The organism is Methanocaldococcus lauensis, from assembly GCF_902827225.1.
Lineage (GTDB): Archaea > AGJL01 > Methanococci > Methanococcales > Methanocaldococcaceae > Methanocaldococcus > Methanocaldococcus lauensis.
Map to the genome: position 1 here is coordinate 630,284 of NZ_LR792632.1, position 16,380 is coordinate 646,663.

Annotated in this window: 17 protein-coding genes; 9 read left to right on the forward strand and 8 right to left on the reverse strand. The window is 28.3% G+C overall.

Annotated features, from left to right (window positions below; translation table 11 throughout):
- Positions 1–115 precede the first annotated feature (115 nt).
- From leuC to dcd, 3 genes are all read right to left on the reverse strand, one after another.
- Positions 116–1,393, reverse strand: a complete 1,278-nt coding sequence (gene leuC, locus KMP69_RS03590) for an isopropylmalate/citramalate isomerase large subunit (protein WP_214400571.1) — start codon at positions 1,391–1,393, stop codon at positions 116–118.
- Positions 1,394–1,540: 147 nt separating this feature from the next.
- A complete protein-coding gene (locus KMP69_RS03595) occupies positions 1,541–1,873 on the reverse strand; it encodes a CxxCxxCC domain-containing protein (protein ID WP_214400572.1) in 333 nt (110 codons plus the stop codon).
- Positions 1,874–2,206: 333 nt separating this feature from the next.
- Entirely contained in the window at positions 2,207–2,818 is a 612-nt protein-coding gene (dcd, locus tag KMP69_RS03600) for a dCTP deaminase (RefSeq protein ID WP_214400573.1), read from the reverse strand.
- A 109-nt stretch (positions 2,819–2,927) separates the two neighbouring features.
- Between dcd and KMP69_RS03605 the strand changes: the two genes are divergently transcribed.
- Complete coding sequence (locus tag KMP69_RS03605; protein WP_214400574.1) at positions 2,928–3,689, forward strand: SAM hydrolase/SAM-dependent halogenase family protein; 762 nt, start codon at positions 2,928–2,930, stop codon at positions 3,687–3,689.
- 8 nt (positions 3,690–3,697) lie between these two features.
- Here KMP69_RS03605 and KMP69_RS03610 read toward each other — a convergent pair whose 3' ends face one another.
- Positions 3,698–4,288 (reverse strand): DUF4013 domain-containing protein, encoded by a 591-nt coding sequence (locus tag KMP69_RS03610; RefSeq protein WP_214400575.1) that lies wholly within the window; start codon positions 4,286–4,288, stop codon positions 3,698–3,700.
- Between the two features lie 80 nt (positions 4,289–4,368).
- Between KMP69_RS03610 and KMP69_RS03615 the strand changes: the two genes are divergently transcribed.
- Genes KMP69_RS03615 through KMP69_RS03625 form a run of 3 tightly spaced genes read left to right on the forward strand, consistent with a single transcriptional unit; the run spans position 4,369 to position 7,616 of the window.
- On the forward strand, positions 4,369–5,481 hold the full coding sequence (locus KMP69_RS03615; RefSeq protein WP_214400576.1) for a 60S ribosomal export protein NMD3: 1,113 nt from the start codon (positions 4,369–4,371) through the stop codon (positions 5,479–5,481).
- Positions 5,482–5,499: 18 nt separating this feature from the next.
- The gene (locus KMP69_RS03620) at positions 5,500–6,669 is read left to right on the forward strand and encodes a class I SAM-dependent rRNA methyltransferase (RefSeq protein WP_214400577.1); all 1,170 of its coding nucleotides are present in this window, start codon (positions 5,500–5,502) and stop codon (positions 6,667–6,669) included.
- Positions 6,666–7,616, forward strand: coding sequence for a PLP-dependent aminotransferase family protein (locus KMP69_RS03625; RefSeq protein ID WP_214400578.1), 951 nt, complete (start codon positions 6,666–6,668; stop codon positions 7,614–7,616). Before KMP69_RS03620 ends, KMP69_RS03625 begins: the two co-directional genes overlap by 4 nt.
- Here KMP69_RS03625 and KMP69_RS03630 read toward each other — a convergent pair.
- The 3 genes from KMP69_RS03630 to KMP69_RS03640 form a co-directional block, all read right to left on the reverse strand.
- Positions 7,606–7,950, reverse strand: coding sequence for a roadblock/LC7 domain-containing protein (locus KMP69_RS03630; protein ID WP_214399291.1), 345 nt, complete (start codon positions 7,948–7,950; stop codon positions 7,606–7,608). The two genes, KMP69_RS03625 and KMP69_RS03630, sit on opposite strands and share 11 nt — an antisense overlap.
- 149 nt (positions 7,951–8,099) lie before the next feature.
- Positions 8,100–9,128, reverse strand: coding sequence for a H(2)-dependent methylenetetrahydromethanopterin dehydrogenase-related protein (locus KMP69_RS03635; protein ID WP_214400579.1), 1,029 nt, complete (start codon positions 9,126–9,128; stop codon positions 8,100–8,102).
- Between the two features lie 256 nt (positions 9,129–9,384).
- Positions 9,385–10,620 carry an FIST signal transduction protein gene (locus tag KMP69_RS03640; protein WP_214400580.1) on the reverse strand — a complete coding sequence of 412 codons (1,236 nt, stop codon included), beginning with the start codon at positions 10,618–10,620 and terminating at the stop codon, positions 9,385–9,387.
- Positions 10,621–10,905: 285 nt separating this feature from the next.
- On the opposite strand from KMP69_RS03640, the gene KMP69_RS03645 reads away from it, so the two are divergent.
- The 5 genes from KMP69_RS03645 to pheA all read left to right on the forward strand — a co-directional run bounded on the left by KMP69_RS03645 (position 10,906) and on the right by pheA (position 15,056).
- The gene (locus KMP69_RS03645) at positions 10,906–12,156 is read left to right on the forward strand and encodes a phosphoglycerate kinase (protein ID WP_214400581.1); all 1,251 of its coding nucleotides are present in this window, start codon (positions 10,906–10,908) and stop codon (positions 12,154–12,156) included.
- A 108-nt stretch (positions 12,157–12,264) separates the two neighbouring features.
- Entirely contained in the window at positions 12,265–13,239 is a 975-nt protein-coding gene (locus KMP69_RS03650) for a methanogenesis marker 2 protein (RefSeq protein ID WP_214400582.1), read from the forward strand.
- A gap of 28 nt (positions 13,240–13,267) precedes the next feature.
- Positions 13,268–13,555: a hypothetical protein gene (locus tag KMP69_RS03655; RefSeq protein WP_214400583.1), complete on the forward strand. Its 288-nt coding sequence runs from the start codon at positions 13,268–13,270 to the stop codon at positions 13,553–13,555.
- A complete protein-coding gene (locus KMP69_RS03660) occupies positions 13,552–14,250 on the forward strand; it encodes a class I SAM-dependent methyltransferase (protein ID WP_214400584.1) in 699 nt (232 codons plus the stop codon). Before KMP69_RS03655 ends, KMP69_RS03660 begins: the two co-directional genes overlap by 4 nt.
- A complete protein-coding gene (gene pheA / locus KMP69_RS03665) occupies positions 14,247–15,056 on the forward strand; it encodes a prephenate dehydratase (protein WP_214400585.1) in 810 nt (269 codons plus the stop codon). Before KMP69_RS03660 ends, pheA begins: the two co-directional genes overlap by 4 nt.
- Here pheA and KMP69_RS03670 read toward each other — a convergent pair.
- A complete protein-coding gene (locus KMP69_RS03670; protein WP_250543642.1) occupies positions 15,053–16,177 on the reverse strand; it encodes an FAD-dependent oxidoreductase in 1,125 nt (374 codons plus the stop codon). The two genes, pheA and KMP69_RS03670, sit on opposite strands and share 4 nt — an antisense overlap.
- Positions 16,178–16,380: the final 203 nt, after the last annotated feature.

Sequence of the window (16,380 nt, forward strand, 5' to 3'; positions counted from 1 at the left end):
GGGTGCAGTTAAAATATACACCCTACCTACTTTGAGGTAGGGTTAGAATGATTTTTTATTATTTTATTATTTTTATGTTATGTTCATCTTAACTGTTATTTAATATTTTTGGTCTTTATTCTAAATCCCTTGGATCTACTAATTCTCCTTTAACAGCACAAGCTGCAGCAGTTATTGGTGATGCTAAATAAATCTCTGCCTCTAAGGAACCTTGCCTTCCTCTAAAGTTTCTATTTGATGTTGAAACACAAACCTCTCCTGGTCCTAAAACTCCATACAATGAACCCATACATGCAGAGCAAGATGGATTTGTAACTACACAACCATACTTTAAGAATTTCTCAATTATTCCCTCTTTTAAAGCTTTTAAATACTCCTCTCTTGATGCAGGGGTAACTATAACTCTAACATCATCTGCTATTCCTCCATGTTTATCAATAATTTCAATAGCCATCCTTAAGTCTTCTAATCTTCCATTTGTACAACTTCCTATAAATACTTGATCTATAGGTTTTCCTGCAACTTCTCTTGCTGGTTTAACATTATCTACATTGTGTGGGCAAGCAAAAACAGGCTCTATTTTGTCAGCCTCAATCTCATAAACTTCAGCAAATTCTGCATCTTCATCTCCTTTTACAATTTCAAAGGGTCTTTCAGTTCCATGTTTTTTCATAGCCTCTTTTACATATTGTATTGTTTTTTCATCTGGCTCAATAATTCCAGTTTTACCTCCCATTTCAATAGCCATGTTAGTCATGGTCATTCTTGAGGCAATACTCATCTTCTTTACAGTTTCTCCTCCAAACTGACAAGCCTTATATGTAGCTCCATCAACTCCAACTTCTCCTATAATTGATAAAATAACATCCTTTGAAGTAACGTAAGGTTGTAAATCTCCAGTAATGTTGAAGTAAATTGTTTCAGGAACTTTAAACCATAATTTACCAGTAGCAAACACATGAGCCATGTCTGTTGAACCTATACCAGTTGCGAAAGCTCCAAAAGCTCCATGTGTGCATGTATGGCTATCAGCACCAACAACAACTTCTCCAGGGGCTATATGTCCTTTTTCTGGCAATACTTGGTGGCAAACACCTTCTCTTATATCATAGAAGTATTTAATACCTTGTTCTTTAACAAACTTTCTCATTAATATATGGTTTTCAGCTGCTTTTATACTATCAGCAGGAACTTGGTGGTCAAATAAGATAACAATTTTTTCAGGATTCCAAACTTTCTCAATTCCATACTCTTTTAATGTATTGACTGTTAAAGGTCCTGTAATATCATGAACCATTGCCACATCAATGTTTGCCATTACAATATCTCCTGGGCTAACCTCTTTCTTTCCAGAAGCTTTTGCTAAAATTTTCTCAACAATTGTCATTCCCATACTATCACCTTGTTATCTTAGTAACAATAATTATCTGATTAATTATCATAATCATATCTTATCTTAAATATAAAAAGGTTATATCAATATTAATGATATCTTGTTGTTGAAAAATTAAAATAGATTAAAAAGAAAAATTTAGTTAAATTATTCTTTTTTATTTTCTTCTTCTCTAAGTAATCTATAGAACCAAGGTTCTTCATAATTTTTTAAATCTTTAACATAAGGACAATCTTTTGGGAAAACTCCAGCCATAATGCCTTCCATAACTGTTAAACATCCATGTTCAAATCTATTATTATATACTTTGCATAATTTTGTTTTTTTATCAAGGTGTGGGCAGTAGATAAGTTCTAAACCTTTCTCTGTTTTGTATGCATGTAATATACAACATCTTCCACATCTTTCACATAATTCATCTGGAAACATCTCTTCACTTATCTTTATAACTTTATCTTTTTTGAATCTTAATGTTTTCATAGTATCTCTCCATGTGAAATATAAATATAGTGTTTTATAAAATAAAGAAAGTTTTAAAAAAGATTTTAATGCCTATTCGCAAGTATAAAAATTAGGTTAAAATAGCAAGATATAGTATATAAATTTTTTTGTATATTAATTTATGTAAGATAGATATTTGATAATCCATATTTTTTATTAGTGTATTCAGTAATTTTAGGAATCTTATTAGTTTCTTATTGTTATTATATTAATCTCGAAATCAAATAGGTTAATATATATCAATAGCAGTTTTAATAGGTATGGTATTATTACTTATTTTAGTTGAAATTTTAGTAATATATGCAATTATTTTTAGAATCCTTTAAAATCATTATGTATCAATGAAGGCATGACAGTCTTTTGATATGCATATTTTGAGCCTTTTTTCTCACAATAGCCAATTTCTGCTGGAGTATTTAATTTGAAAAATATTAACTGTCCTATTCTCATTCCAGAATATAATATAACTGGTTTATCATGAGCTACTATCTCTAAGGTAATCTTTCCTTTAAAACCTGCGTCAATAAATCCAGCAGTTTGATGTGATGTTAAAAATACCCTTCCTAAGCTACTTCTACCTTGATAAAAAGATGTAATTTCCTTAGGTAGTTCTATATACTCATTTGTAGAGCCCAATATTCCTCCTTTAACTACATAATCAACATTATATTTTTCTTTAAAGTATTCTATTTTTTCTTTATTTAGAGTATAATTTATAGGGCAAACTAATATAGATCTTTTTATTTTTATCTTTTTATATTTTAATTCTTTTGATAAATCATAAATTTCATCATCATATATTATAAATTCATCGCTCAATGTTACATCATAAGATGACGGGCCTAAATACTCTCTGTTAAAAGGTTCTATAACTAATTTATTTTCATTTATCAACTTAATTATATCTTTATCGCTTAAAATCATAATATCACCATATGCTTAATCTACTAATTTATGTTAATATATAAGGATAACTAAAAATTTAATTTAAAGTTTAAAGTAAATATACGAACTATATAAATTTGGTGATGAGATGGATATTATAACATTAACAACTGACTTTGGATTTAGTGAAGGATATGTAGGAGCAATGAAGGGCAGAATTTTAGAAATTTTAAAAAAACATAATAAAGATGCAAAAATAGTTGATATCTCTCATGAAGTAAAGCCATTTAATATATATCATGGAGCCTATGTCTTATTAACATCTATCCCTTACTTTCCACCATCAGTTCACGTTGCTGTAATAGATCCAACTGTAGGTAGTGAAAGGAATTCAATTGTTGTTGAAACGAAAAATGGTCACTACTTAGTAGGTCCAGACAATGGGTTATTTACTTATGTTGTTGAAAGATTAGGAATAGAGAGGATTATAAAAATTGATGAAAGTAAATATAACCCGTCTTCAACCTTTCATGGCAGAGATGTATATGCAGTAGTTGGAGCAGAGATATTAATAAATAACGATTATGAGGGAGAGAAATTAAAAAGTATAGTTACATTGGACAATGAAAAAAAGAGAGTTATTCACATAGATAGGTTTGGAAACATAATAACAAATATTAAAGCTTCTGAAGTTAAATTTAATATTTATGAGGATGTTTTAATTAAGATAAAAACAAAAAATGGAGATAAAATAATTAAATGCAAATTTGTTAAATCATATTTTGAAGGAGGAGATAACTTTATATGTTTAATAAATAGTGAAGGATTCTTAGAAATATCTAAGTTTATGGACAATACCTCAAAATTATTGGGCGTAGATTACTTAGATGAGGTAGAGATTATTAATTAAAATATTCTTTATGGACTACTTTTAGCATATAGAGTTCCAAAGTAATATGCATAAACCAATTGAATATAAAAGATAAATATTGAACCTAATATCCATCCTATTATTGGTATCAACATTACTATACTTACAATTATATATAAACCTATTATTATTAAATAACAAATAACATATTCTCCAAATACGGATTTTATTCTATTAATTATTTCTCCAAATTCAAAAGCGGCTCCAAAACTATCTTTAGCAACGAAATTAGCTATAGCCATTGGAATAATAAATCCAAATATCATTGTTAATATAAATCCAATTATCAATCCTGCTATTTTATTCAGGTATAATAACACTAACATAATGATGAACGGAATTATTAAATATATCATTGATATTATTATACTTACCAATCCTTTTACAAATTTAGAACCAAAATTATCCCATTCTGGAAGTTTTTCTGTATTATTTATAATTAACTTCATAGTCTCCAATGAATAACCAGTGCTTATAAAATTTACAATTGGAATAATATTTAATAAACCTCCAATGAGGACTTTTTTAGTCCAATCTTTATCATTCATAGGAAATTTTAAACCTTCCATAATGTCCATATTTTCACCAATATAAATCTATTATAAGTATGTTTTTTATTAATTATATATATAGATTATTGTAATATTGAGGTGAGATTATGAAAATCAGAGGGATATGTTACAGATGTGGTGCTGAGGATGAACTTATAGATGGACTCTGTCCAATTTGCTATGCTCAAGAGCATCCACTAATTGAAGTGCCTGAAAGAGTAGAGATTGAAGTTTGTCATATGTGTGGTTCATACAAGAGGAAAATATGGCAAACTCCAAAGAGTGAAGATGCTTATGAAATATTGTATGAAATTGCATACTATGCTACAAAAGATGCTATTAAAAAGAAAAGTGTTATGGTTGATTTTGAAATATATCCTAAAATTACCCAACTTCCTGGAGGTAAGAGAAGTAAGTTAATAATTCCTGTTCATATTGTAGCAAAGGGTAGATTACCTGGAGAAAAAGAAGACAGAACTTATGAAAAGGATATAGAGGTTCATTTACAAATGGTTCAGTGTCCAAGATGTTCGAGATTTATGTCTAATTATTACGAGGCTACATTGCAAGTTAGGGCTATGAATAGGTATCTTACTGAAGAAGAAAGAGAAGAATTAGATAATTTTGTTAGGGAAGAGTTAGCTAAAAGATTAAAAAAAGACAGAATGGCTTTTATAGCAAAGTTTATTCCTCAAAAAGAGGGTTTAGACTATCAACTTGGTTCAGTAGGGGCGGCAAGAAATGTAGCACAAAAAATTAAAGAGAGATATGGAGGAAAAATTACAGAAACCGCTACATTGGTAGGAGTAGATAGAAACACTGGAAAGGATTTATATAGAGTTACAGTCTCTGTAAGAATTCCTGAATACAAAGTAGGAGATGTCGTTGAATATAAGGATAGATATTATCAAGTAACAAGTATAACAGAAGATAAAGTATATATGAAATCTATTGACTACAGAAGAGAAAAAATTGGCTTATCTTGGCATGTGGCAGAGAAAGAAACTAAAATGGTTAAGAAAAATGAAGAGTTAGATACTGCAACTGTTATAGCCACTACGCCAAATATTATGGTTATGGACGATAAAAATTATGAAGTTTATGAGTTTGACAACATTGGAGATATTGAAGTAAAAGAGGGTGATAAAGTTAAAATACTTAAAAAAGAAGGAGTTCCTTATTTAGTAAATAAAGTTAAGGAAGATAAAAATAAAAAGTAAGATAATAAGGTGAATTAAATGATTAAATTAGAAATTGACAAAAGGGCATACAACTCTATAACAAAAAATTTTTCAAAATTGGTATATACTAAGGCAATAAAAAATTTGGAAGATTTGCCTAAAAAGGAAGAAATTGTTACTCTAACATATAATGGAAAATTTGTTGCCAAGGCATTATATAATCCAAAATCAGTAATATTAAAAGTTTTAACTACTGAAAATGAGGATATTGATTACAATTTTTTTTATAAAAGAATATTAAAGGCAAAAATTTATAGAGAGGAAATTTTAAATTACAAAGATACTTACAGATGGATTTACGCTGAAGGAGATAATTTACCAACAATAATATTTGACAAATATAATAATATAGGGGCTATGCAGTTAATGTCAAAACTTATTGAGAAGGAGTATTTAAAGGATATTATTGACATTTTATTTGAATTATCTGACTTAGAAACAGTATATGTGAAAAGAGGAAAAAAAGGAGAAAAAATTAAAGATAAAATTTTTGGAGAAAAGAAAAAATATGAAACTATTATTAAAGAAGGGGAGGCAAAATTTAAAGTGAATTTAAAAGGGCATAAAACAGGTTTTTTCTTAGACCAAAGAGAGAATAGATTGGCTATAGAGAAATTTGTAAAAGAGGGGGATAGGGTTTTAGATGTCTGTTGCTATACTGGAGGATTTTCAGTCCATTGTGCTATTAAAGGAGCAGAGGTTGTAGGAGTAGATTTATCTAAAAAGGCGTTAAAAGTTGCTGAGGAAAATATGGAATTAAATAATATTCCTAAGGAGAAATACACTTTTATAGAAGGAAATGCATTTAAAGTTTTAGAGGAGTTTATAGAGGATGGAGAGAAATTTGATATTGTTATTTTAGACCCTCCCGCATTTACACAAACTGAAAAAGATATAAAAAATGCTTTAAGGGCTTATTCAACATTAAACTACTTAGGAATAAATCTGTGTAAAAGAATATTTGTTACCTGTTCATGTTCTCATCACATAGACAGAGAGTTGTTTAAAAGAACAGTTATATCATCTGCATTTAGAGCAAAAAAGGAATTAATAATGATTGATTATAAAGGACAATCTCCAGACCATCCAATATCAATAGGAAACAAAAATCTTGAGTATTTAAAATGTATATTTTTTTATGTTAATCAATATGGTGAGATAAAATGATATTAAGGCATAGACGACCAAATTTATATGGACTAATGAAAAAAGAAGGAGATAAAGAAGAAGTTGAGATAATTATAAATGAACTTTTAAATAATGACTATAAAATAATATTTCTACCCTCTGGAAGTTCAGCAGTATTTCTATCAATGTGGATAGCAAAATCTTATAGTAACGAACTTTTGATTCCAGATATGGGAGGATGGTATGGATTTTTAAAATTTCCAAAAATTTTAGATATTAAAACTAAAGAAATAAAAACTAATTTAGGAATTATAGATATAAAAAATTTAGAAGAAGTAAATAATAAATCATCAATAATTTTAACATCTTTAGCAGGTTATTTAGCCCCTCAACCATTGAAAGACATAAAAAAAGTATGTGAAGAAAAAGAAATTCTATTTATTGAAGATATATCTGGCAAAATTGGAGGAGATTGTGGCTATGGAGATATAATTGTATGCTCAACAGGTAGTCCAAAAATATTGAACTGTGAGTATGGTGGATTTTTAGGAATAAGTTATGAAGTTGAGGAAAAATTAAAAGATATTTTAAATGAAATTAAATTAATCTATAGAACATATAAAACTATAAACTATTTTGGTCTTTTAAAAGAAGAATTATTAAATGCTAAAAAAACTTATAAAAAGTATGTTGAAGTTAATAAAATAATTAAAAAAAATCTTAAGAATGCTTATTTTAAAGAATACGAAGGAATTTCTACATTTATTGAATGTGAAAATCCAAAAGCTATTTCTAAGGAAATTAACAGCCTAATAAAATTAGATAATAGGAAGTCAATAACAACTATATGCCCAAATTATGACAGAATTTTAAAAAAAGGAATAGTATTTGAAACAAAAAAAATTGAAATTTCAGAGTTAAACAGTGAAACTATATATGAAATTGTTGATATATTAAATTCTATTTTAGATAAGATTAAATCATAGCCTTTATCTTTTCAGCGGCTCTTTTCATGTTAATTCTAATTAAACCTAAATTAACTTTTGCATCTGTTAAAACGACTAAAATCCCCTCTCCTGCATCAATCATTAAAATTTTTCCATGCTCTCCTTCAACCATTGCCTGCTCTAAATTACCCATCCCTATTTCTGATATTGTTCTTTCAGAAGCCCCAAATGCCGCAGATGCCATAGCCCCTACAAGTTCAGCATCGACATTTCCTGGCAATTGTGAGGCTATAACTAAACCATCTTTTCCTACAACCATTGAACCTTTAATCCCTTCTGTCTTATTTAATTCTACTAATACTCTATCTATCATTTTTTTCACCCATGAGTTATTTGCTTTACTTTTATAAATAGTAATATATAAACTTAACTTTTAGCATAAGGTTTAAAAATAATTAAAACTTAATATTTAGAATTATGAAATTTATGTCAAAATTTATATTAATAATATTTAACAAAATTTTAATATTCAAATAGTCTTTTTCTACTTCTTTTTATTGCTCCTTCAGAAGCTTTTTCTCCCATTAATGTTTTTAATTCTTTAACTAAAGACTGTGCTGCTACAAGAGTTGTAGGCTTTATTTCAGCATTTTCACTTTCTTTTCTTAATGATTCACCTAAGTTTCTAAGTATTTCTAAAGCTATATCTAAATCCTTCTGTTCGTCACACAATTTCATTGATATAGCACTATTTATCAATAATTCTGGATTTAATGCTTTTAATAGACCTTCAATTCCTGAAGTTTCAACGATTGACGACATACATTGTAATGTCATAATTACTTGATGTTCTATCATTTTCTTAGGGGCATTTATAATTTTTCTACCAACAGTATAGTAATCTAATACACCCCCTAAAGCTACAGCAGTAACTAATGAACCCATATCTGCTACAACTGAAGATACATCTGCAGGAACTACATAAGGTTTTTTATTAACACTCTTAGTAAGTTCTACAAGTTTATTTATTTGTTCATCGGTTGCTAATTCTTCGCCATCAAGAGTCTTACTACTAATTACATAATGTTTATGTTGAGGAGTCCCTGGAACACTTGCAGGGTGCATTGAACTAATTCCTACATCCTTTCTATTAAATCTTAATTCTCGTTCTAATGATAGATATAAAACTATTGGTGAAACAGTGCAAGTATTACATATAACAGCATTTTTAGGGACATGTTCAATTATATTCTTAACAATATTAAAAGTTATTTTACCGAATGGAGTGAATAAAATATGGACTTCTCCATGCTTTGCCGCTTCTATATCATCAGTAACAACTTTAACTCCTGCATCTTCAACCTTTTTCCATAAATCGTCACTCATTATATTTTTATTTGGTTCTGCTAAAACTACATCATGTCCTGCCTCAGCAAATTCCATCGCCATTCTTGAGCCTCCATAAGGAGGCTCTCCCCCAAATTTTTCTGGCAAATTTAACTGTTCTATATACAACTTCTGATTTCCAGCCCCATATACTGATACTTTCATATTCTCAACCTCTTTACATCACAAAAAATTTAATTATATATTTATTTTGTGTATCTTACCTTTATATAATTTTCGACTTATTATTACTTATTATTACTTATTATTAGTATGATAATATCACAATCAGAACTTACCATAAAATAGATATTAACTAAAAAAATATATATACTTTACATATGTAAAGTTCCTAATAACTCATAATAAAATATTATTTAACTATTCTTATAAAATAAAAATTAAAAAAAGATTTATCGATTTATTGAGATATAGTTTCATTTCCAATTACTAAAATAGTTGATGTCTGATTGTAATGTCCAATTGAACCTCCCAATGTTGTCCCCTGTTCCCCATAGGTATTAAATCCAATTACTGGAACATCTCCAATAACTTCCTTTATTATATCAAGGTCGTTATTATTTAATCTCTCATTCAATAGATGTCTCAATATACAGTTGAATATTATAATTGCCCCTATCCTTTTTGGAGAACCTGCATTAATTATGGCATTATTTAATGCCTTTTTAAATGCCTCAATAGCGTATTCTCTATTTGTATCCATTACCGTTAAATACTGCCCTTCATTAACCTCAGAATAGAATGTAATACTTCCATCGTCATTGGCTTTCATAGCACTTTTTATTGTATATTCTCCAAAGACATCTGAGGATTTAACTCCCATAGGTTTTTGAGCAAATATTTCTGGTGTAAGTTCATCCACTTCAAGAAGTTCTTTCATAACCTCAACTGCTGGTCTATGGTTGAGTTCATAAACAGTTCTACCCTCTGATTTTGTAATAATTGCACCTTTTTTCGTTGGGAAATATGGATGGCTATAACCTACTCCAATTTTTAATGCACTACTTAATGTAGCAACGATTCCTGTATTTGAATATACACCATTGGCAAACTGAAAAGTTTTCTCAAATTTTAAATCATCCCCTGTGGAACCTCCTACAATAGGAACATTACATCCTACTTCTGAAACTATCCCTCTTAAAAACTCCTCCTCTTTACCAGACAAACCATCTGGAATTACTATATTTACAAAAGGTTTCATTCTAATGATGTCTGTACTTTTTTTATTCATAAAAGCAACTGATATTATGGCAGATGCTGTTGGATTATTTTTTAAAGAAGCATATGCATTATGTATTGCCTCTTTACCACTCTCAAAAGGTTTTTCAGATAAATTTTTTCCAACTCCTACTCCAACCTTTAAATAGGGACTCTTTAATGTCATAACTGCAACTGTGTTGGTTGTAGGTTTTTCCCTTATATTGGTAATTTCTCCAGCAGTAGTTCCTCCAATTATCGCTGAATTACCAACTTCCTCCTTAATTGCATTATAAACTTCCTCTGGATTTAAATTAGAGGAAGAAAAAACTATTGTTAAATCCGGATTACCCCCAGTTTTCTCTAATGCCATTTTTATTGCCTCTTTTGGGTCTTCCGAATGCCCTACTCCTACTTTTAATACATCTTTAATTGCCATAATTTCCCTCCTAATTATAGATTTTATTCAATATATTTTTAGGTATTTAGTTATATTTATATTTTTAGGTATTTAGTTATATTTATATTTTTAGGTATTTAGTTATATTTATATTTTTAGGTATTTAGTTATTCGAATTTATAGATATAAAAATAAGATTAATCTTTTTGAATATTTTCATCTTAAATTAGATTATAGTTGTTATATAGTGTTTGATAAAATTTATAAACCTTATTTAAAATAAAATTATTCCTAACTATATAAAATACATTATGAGGGATGAGTATGTTTCTAACATTGGACGACTTTGACTTTGAAGATAAAAGAGTAGTTTTGAGAGTAGATATAAACTGTCCAATAGACCCAAATACTGGAGAGATTTTAGACGATAAAAGGATTAGAGAAATAAAAGATACAATTAAAGAGTTGATAAATAAAAATGCCAAAGTTGTAATATTGGCACATCAGAGTAGGCCAGGAAAAAAAGATTTTACAACATTAAAAAATCATGCAAAAGTTTTATCTAATGTTATTGGTAAAGATGTAGAGTTTATTGATGAAGTAATTGGCTATACGGCAAGAGAGTCTATAATTAATATGAAGTGTGGTGATGTCATTTTATTGGAAAATATTAGATTTTATTCTGAAGAGGTTTTGAGTGATTGGAAAAAGTGGGAAGGAATAACTCCAAAAAAACAGGCAGAGACAAATATAATTAAAAAACTATACCCATTATTTGACTATTTTGTTAATGACGCCTTTGCGGCGGCACATAGAGCTCAACCCTCATTAGTTGGTTTTTCTTATTATATGCCAATGATTGCTGGAAGATTAATGGAAAAAGAAGTTAGTATTTTATCAAAAGTTTTAGAAAATCCAGAGAGACCTTGTGTTTATGTTTTAGGAGGAGCAAAGGCAGATGATTCAATAAAAGTTATGAAAAATGTCCTAAAAAAAGGAGTGGCAGATAAAGTTTTAACATCTGGAATCGTTGCCAATATATTTTTAATAGCTATGGGATACGATTTAGGAGTTAATATAAAAGTTATAGAGAATCTTGGATTAACTAATCAAATAGAGATTGCAAAAGAGTTGTTAGATAAGTTTAAAGATAAAATTGTTGTTCCAGTAGATGTAGCTTTAAATATAAATGAAAATAGAGAAGAGACAGATTTACAAAAAGACAAAAAAATAGAAGGTTTAATTAACGATATTGGAGAAAAAACCATTGAACTTTATAGTGAGATTATAAAAGAGGCAAAAACTATTGTAGCAAATGGTCCTGCTGGGGTTTTTGAAAAAGAATTATTTGCAAAAGGGACTAAGGAATTGTTAAAGGCGATAGCAAACTCAGATGGATTTTCAGTTATTGGAGGAGGTCATTTATCAGCCGCGGCAGAGTTGTTTGGATTTGCTAATAAGATAGATCACATTAGTACAGGAGGAGGAGCAACATTAGAGTTTTTAGGTGGAGAAAAGTTGCCAGTAATAGAAATGTTAAAGGAATCTTACAAGAAATATAAAAGAAAGAACTAACAATTAACTTTAAATACATAAAACATAATTACTTTTTATTAAACTATTTATTACTTTATCTTAATTTTTGCTTTGGTTGTATTACTATATAAATAAAAAGGGGATTGTATGAATTTAAAAAAAATAGTTTATGAAATAAGAAATTTTGAAGGGATTTTGAGGAAAATAGCTATTAAAGATGTTGTGGAGAATTTTAAATTTAATGATGAAGATTATGAATTTGAAATTATAGTAGATTTTGGTGATGATGCGGCAGTAATTGGCATTGATGGGGATAACGCTATTTTGTTAGCCGCTGATGGAATATGGGAAAAACTATTAGAGGCTGATCCTTGGTGGGCTGGCTACTGTTCAGTTTTAGTTAATTGTAAAGATATAGCGGCAATGGGTGGAAAGTGCATAGGAATGACAAATATAATAAGCATAAAAGACAAAGATGTTTGTAGAAAAGTTTTAAAAGGAGTTAAAGATGGTGTAAAGAAATTTGGAGTTCCTATGGTTGGAGGGCATACACATCCTGATGCCATGTGTAATGTCTTAGATGTTTCTATAACTGGTATAGCCAAAAAGGATTGCATATTGAGAAGTGACAATGCAAAAGTTGGCGATAAAATAATATTTGCCTATGACTTGGTTGGACAAATATATAAATCATTCTCGTTAAATTGGGATACTACTACAATGAAGCCTAAGAAGTTAGTTAAAGCTCAGATGGATGCATTAGTTCAAATTGCTGAAAATAAATTGGCTAATTCATGCAAAGATATAAGCAATCCTGGAGCTATAGGAACTTTGGGAATGTTATTAGAAGTTTCAAGAAAAGGAGGAATTGTTGATATTACAAAAATTCCAAAACCAGAGGAGATTGATTTAATTCATTGGCTTAAAGTTTATCCGGGAAGTGGATATGTTCTAACAGCTAAGGAAGAAAACTTCAAAGAGATTAAAAATATTTTTGAAGATGTAGAAATGACTGCTGAAGTTTGTGGGGAAGTAATCCCAGAAAGAAAGTTATACATTACTGATGGAACTAACAAAGAAATTGTCTTTGACTTTGAAAAAGAATTCATTTGCGGATGTTAATTTTTAAACTTTATTTTAGGTGATTTTTATGAAATTAGCAGTTGATGCTGTTTTTTATGTAAGGGAGGGTTTTAATTTTGAAAAAGCATTTAAAGAAGTTTTGAAAATTTTAGGAGAGGATGTAAAAATTTTATCTGTCGAATATCCAGAGTTGGCTTTAATTTCGGAAGAGGGGTATTATTACAGATGCGGATTTATGATTGACAAAAAATTAGATAGAGAACTTAGTAGAGAAGAAATTGATGAAATTAAAGAAAAAATTAAAAAATTGTTTGAAAATGAGATAATTTATACATTAACATGTGAAATATTATGAAAGAAGTTAAAGATTTTTACGACAGTTGGAATCCTAATAACTTTCCAAAATACATGAAGTGTATTATAAATTTCGCAGATAAGTTAATCTTTGAAGAACTAAAGAAATTAATAAAAACTATTGTAAATAATGAAAATAAGGATAATAAAGATTTTTTAGTTTTAGATTGTGGATGCGGTTATGGGGCCTTTTATAATTTAACAAAAGACTTTAATACTATATATTTGGATATTTCATTAAATTTACTAAAAAAATTCAAAATCAAAGAGCGAAAAGTTTGTGGCAATATATTAAATCTACCATTCAAAGACAACACTTTTGATTTAGTTCTATGTATAAATGTTTTAGAGCATGTAGATTATTTAAAATCTTTGAATGAAATACATAGAGTTTTAAAAAATAATGGACATTTAATTGTAGTTGTTGTAAATAGAGATAGCTTAATTAAAGAAGAAATTTTTAACGATTTTAAAATTTTTCATAAACCTTTATCTTACAAAGATTTTGAAGAAACAAATATAAACTTTAAAATCGTTTATTTAAGTTCATTATATTATTTGCCACCAATTTTTAAAATATTCCCACCAGTATTTTTAAAAATAATTCTAAAATATTGGAAACCTTTGGATAAAAGATTATCAAAGATTTTTAAAAATAGAGGGCAGTTTTTAGTTCTTAATATGGTGAAAGAATGAATATTTATACCTTACCAAAAGGAACTTACAGTGAAAAGGCTACAAAAAAATTTTTAGAGTATATAGATGGAGATTATAATATAAAATACTGTAATTCAATATACGACATATTTGAAAGTGTAAGTAATGGAGGTTTAGGAGTAGTTCCAATAGAAAATTCTATTGAGGGCTCTGTATCATTAACACAAGATTTATTATTACAATTTAAGAATATTAAAATATTAGGAGAGTTATCCTTAGATATACATCACAATTTGATAGGTTATGATAAAGATAAAATAAAAATTATTATATCTCATCCCCAGGCGTTGGCTCAATGCAGAAATTACATAAAAAGGCATGGTTGGGAAGTTAAGGCAGTAGAAAGCACGGCAAAGGCTGTAAAAATTGTCGCTGAAAGTAAGGACGAAAATTTAGGGGCTATTGGTTCAAAAGAATCAGCAGAATATTATAATTTAAAAATATTAGATAAAAATATTGAAGATTACAAAAATAATAAAACAAGATTTATTTTAATTGGTAAAAATGTGAAATTTAAAACACTTCCAAAAAAATATAAAGTTTCAATTGTTTTTGAGTTAAAAGAAGATAAGCCGGGGGCGTTATATCATATTTTGAAGGAATTTGCAGAAAGAAATATAAATTTAACAAGGATTGAATCAAGACCTTCAAAAAAGAGATTGGGAACATATATTTTTTATATCGACTTTGAAGATTCTAAAGAGGATTTAGAGGAAATTATAAAATCACTAAAAAAACATACGACTTTTATTAATATTTTGGGAAGATATCCTGTTTTTGATTAAGTTCTAAACTCCTTATAAAATATGTCTGTTGATGGATGAACCTCTATAAAGTTGTTATATACATCAATTCCTCTAATTAATTGAGCAAAGTATGGAAGAATCTCAGGGCATGGAGTCATTATTATTGCTCCAACAACCTTCCCATTTTCGTAATATATTTTATTTAAGCCAACGCTCTTTAAAACCTTGTAAAAGTTTCCTTTACCTATGTGGCTTTTTAATATTTTGTATTTATTAGTTTGTTTTCCCACATAGGCAATAGTTAAAGACATTCTAACAGTTTTTGGAACTAAATCATAGTTTGGCTTTTTTAATTCTCTGTTGTTTATTTCATTGTATATATTTTGAGCTACAATTCTTCCTTCCATTCTTGAAATTGGAGTATTTCCTCCTCCATTTATTAAACAATCTCCACATGCATAAGTTTTGTTTTTATTTTTTATCCTCAAATATTCATCTGTCTCAAATAATCCTTTTCCTCCAATGGCTAAGATTTTTGTATAATTATCATCTTTTAATAATTTCTCAAACTTATCTTTATCATTTATAATTTTAAAATTAACAAGATTTTTCATTATATAATTCCTAATATCTTCATCTTTAATTTCTTTTAAAATTTTAGATCTTGTATATAAAATAACATTGCTTCCAAAGTCAGAAAATATTGATGCATATTCGACTCCAACAGTCCCTCCACCGATGATTAATATATTTTCAGGAAGCTCTTTTAGATTAGGTATATCTCTGTGGGTTAATACATTTTCATATCCATTGTATGATTTGGGATATTTTTTTCCAACTGCATAGACAATATAATCATAGTTATCTTCATATTTTTCCTTGAATTCTTTATATTTTATATTCACTCCTTTTTCCTTGGTTTCTTTCTCCAATTTGTTTCTAATTTTATCTTGGATTTTACTTATCTTCTCCTGTAATTCTTTAAATGATATAATTTCTTCTAATCTTATCTTTTTATTCTTTAAAATACTTAAATCGTTGAGAATATCTGCCATTTCTCTAAGACCAGTTATATATGTACATCCGTAATTTAAGCATGTCCCTCCTATTTTATCTTTTTCAAATAAATCAACATCAAAACCATAATCTGCTAAGGACATTGAACAAGTCCTCCCTGCTGGTCCAGAGCCGACAACAGCAATTTTTGTCAATTTATCACCATTATTTACGATAATACATAATTATTAAGCAAAAAACTTTAGTGATATTGTTATGAACTCTTCAATATAGAGAATAAGATAAAGGAAATTTTATCAATTATAATGGAAGAACCTAATTTTATTATATTATATTTGGACCAATA

Bases quoted from the DNA above. Each gene is read 5' to 3' on its own strand.
- KMP69_RS03625 (WP_214400578.1), top strand. From the start codon at position 6,666: ATGATATTAAGGCATAGACGACCAAATTTATATGGACTAATGAAAAAA.
- KMP69_RS03630 (WP_214399291.1), bottom strand. From the start codon at position 7,950: ATGATAGATAGAGTATTAGTAGAATTAAATAAGACAGAAGGGATTAAA.
- KMP69_RS03655 (WP_214400583.1), top strand. From the start codon at position 13,268: ATGAAATTAGCAGTTGATGCTGTTTTTTATGTAAGGGAGGGTTTTAAT.
- KMP69_RS03635 (WP_214400579.1), bottom strand. From the start codon at position 9,128: ATGAAAGTATCAGTATATGGGGCTGGAAATCAGAAGTTGTATATAGAA.
- KMP69_RS03660 (WP_214400584.1), top strand. From the start codon at position 13,552: ATGAAAGAAGTTAAAGATTTTTACGACAGTTGGAATCCTAATAACTTT.
- KMP69_RS03615 (WP_214400576.1), top strand. From the start codon at position 4,369: ATGAAAATCAGAGGGATATGTTACAGATGTGGTGCTGAGGATGAACTT.
- dcd (WP_214400573.1), bottom strand. From the start codon at position 2,818: ATGATTTTAAGCGATAAAGATATAATTAAGTTGATAAATGAAAATAAA.
- KMP69_RS03610 (WP_214400575.1), bottom strand. From the start codon at position 4,288: ATGGACATTATGGAAGGTTTAAAATTTCCTATGAATGATAAAGATTGG.
- KMP69_RS03640 (WP_214400580.1), bottom strand. From the start codon at position 10,620: ATGGCAATTAAAGATGTATTAAAAGTAGGAGTAGGGCATTCGGAAGAC.
- KMP69_RS03605 (WP_214400574.1), top strand. From the start codon at position 2,928: ATGGATATTATAACATTAACAACTGACTTTGGATTTAGTGAAGGATAT.
- KMP69_RS03620 (WP_214400577.1), top strand. From the start codon at position 5,500: ATGATTAAATTAGAAATTGACAAAAGGGCATACAACTCTATAACAAAA.
- pheA (WP_214400585.1), top strand. From the start codon at position 14,247: ATGAATATTTATACCTTACCAAAAGGAACTTACAGTGAAAAGGCTACA.
- KMP69_RS03595 (WP_214400572.1), bottom strand. From the start codon at position 1,873: ATGAAAACATTAAGATTCAAAAAAGATAAAGTTATAAAGATAAGTGAA.
- leuC (WP_214400571.1), bottom strand. From the start codon at position 1,393: ATGGGAATGACAATTGTTGAGAAAATTTTAGCAAAAGCTTCTGGAAAG.
- KMP69_RS03650 (WP_214400582.1), top strand. From the start codon at position 12,265: ATGAATTTAAAAAAAATAGTTTATGAAATAAGAAATTTTGAAGGGATT.
- KMP69_RS03670 (WP_250543642.1), bottom strand. From the start codon at position 16,177: ATGTCCTTAGCAGATTATGGTTTTGATGTTGATTTATTTGAAAAAGAT.
- KMP69_RS03645 (WP_214400581.1), top strand. From the start codon at position 10,906: ATGTTTCTAACATTGGACGACTTTGACTTTGAAGATAAAAGAGTAGTT.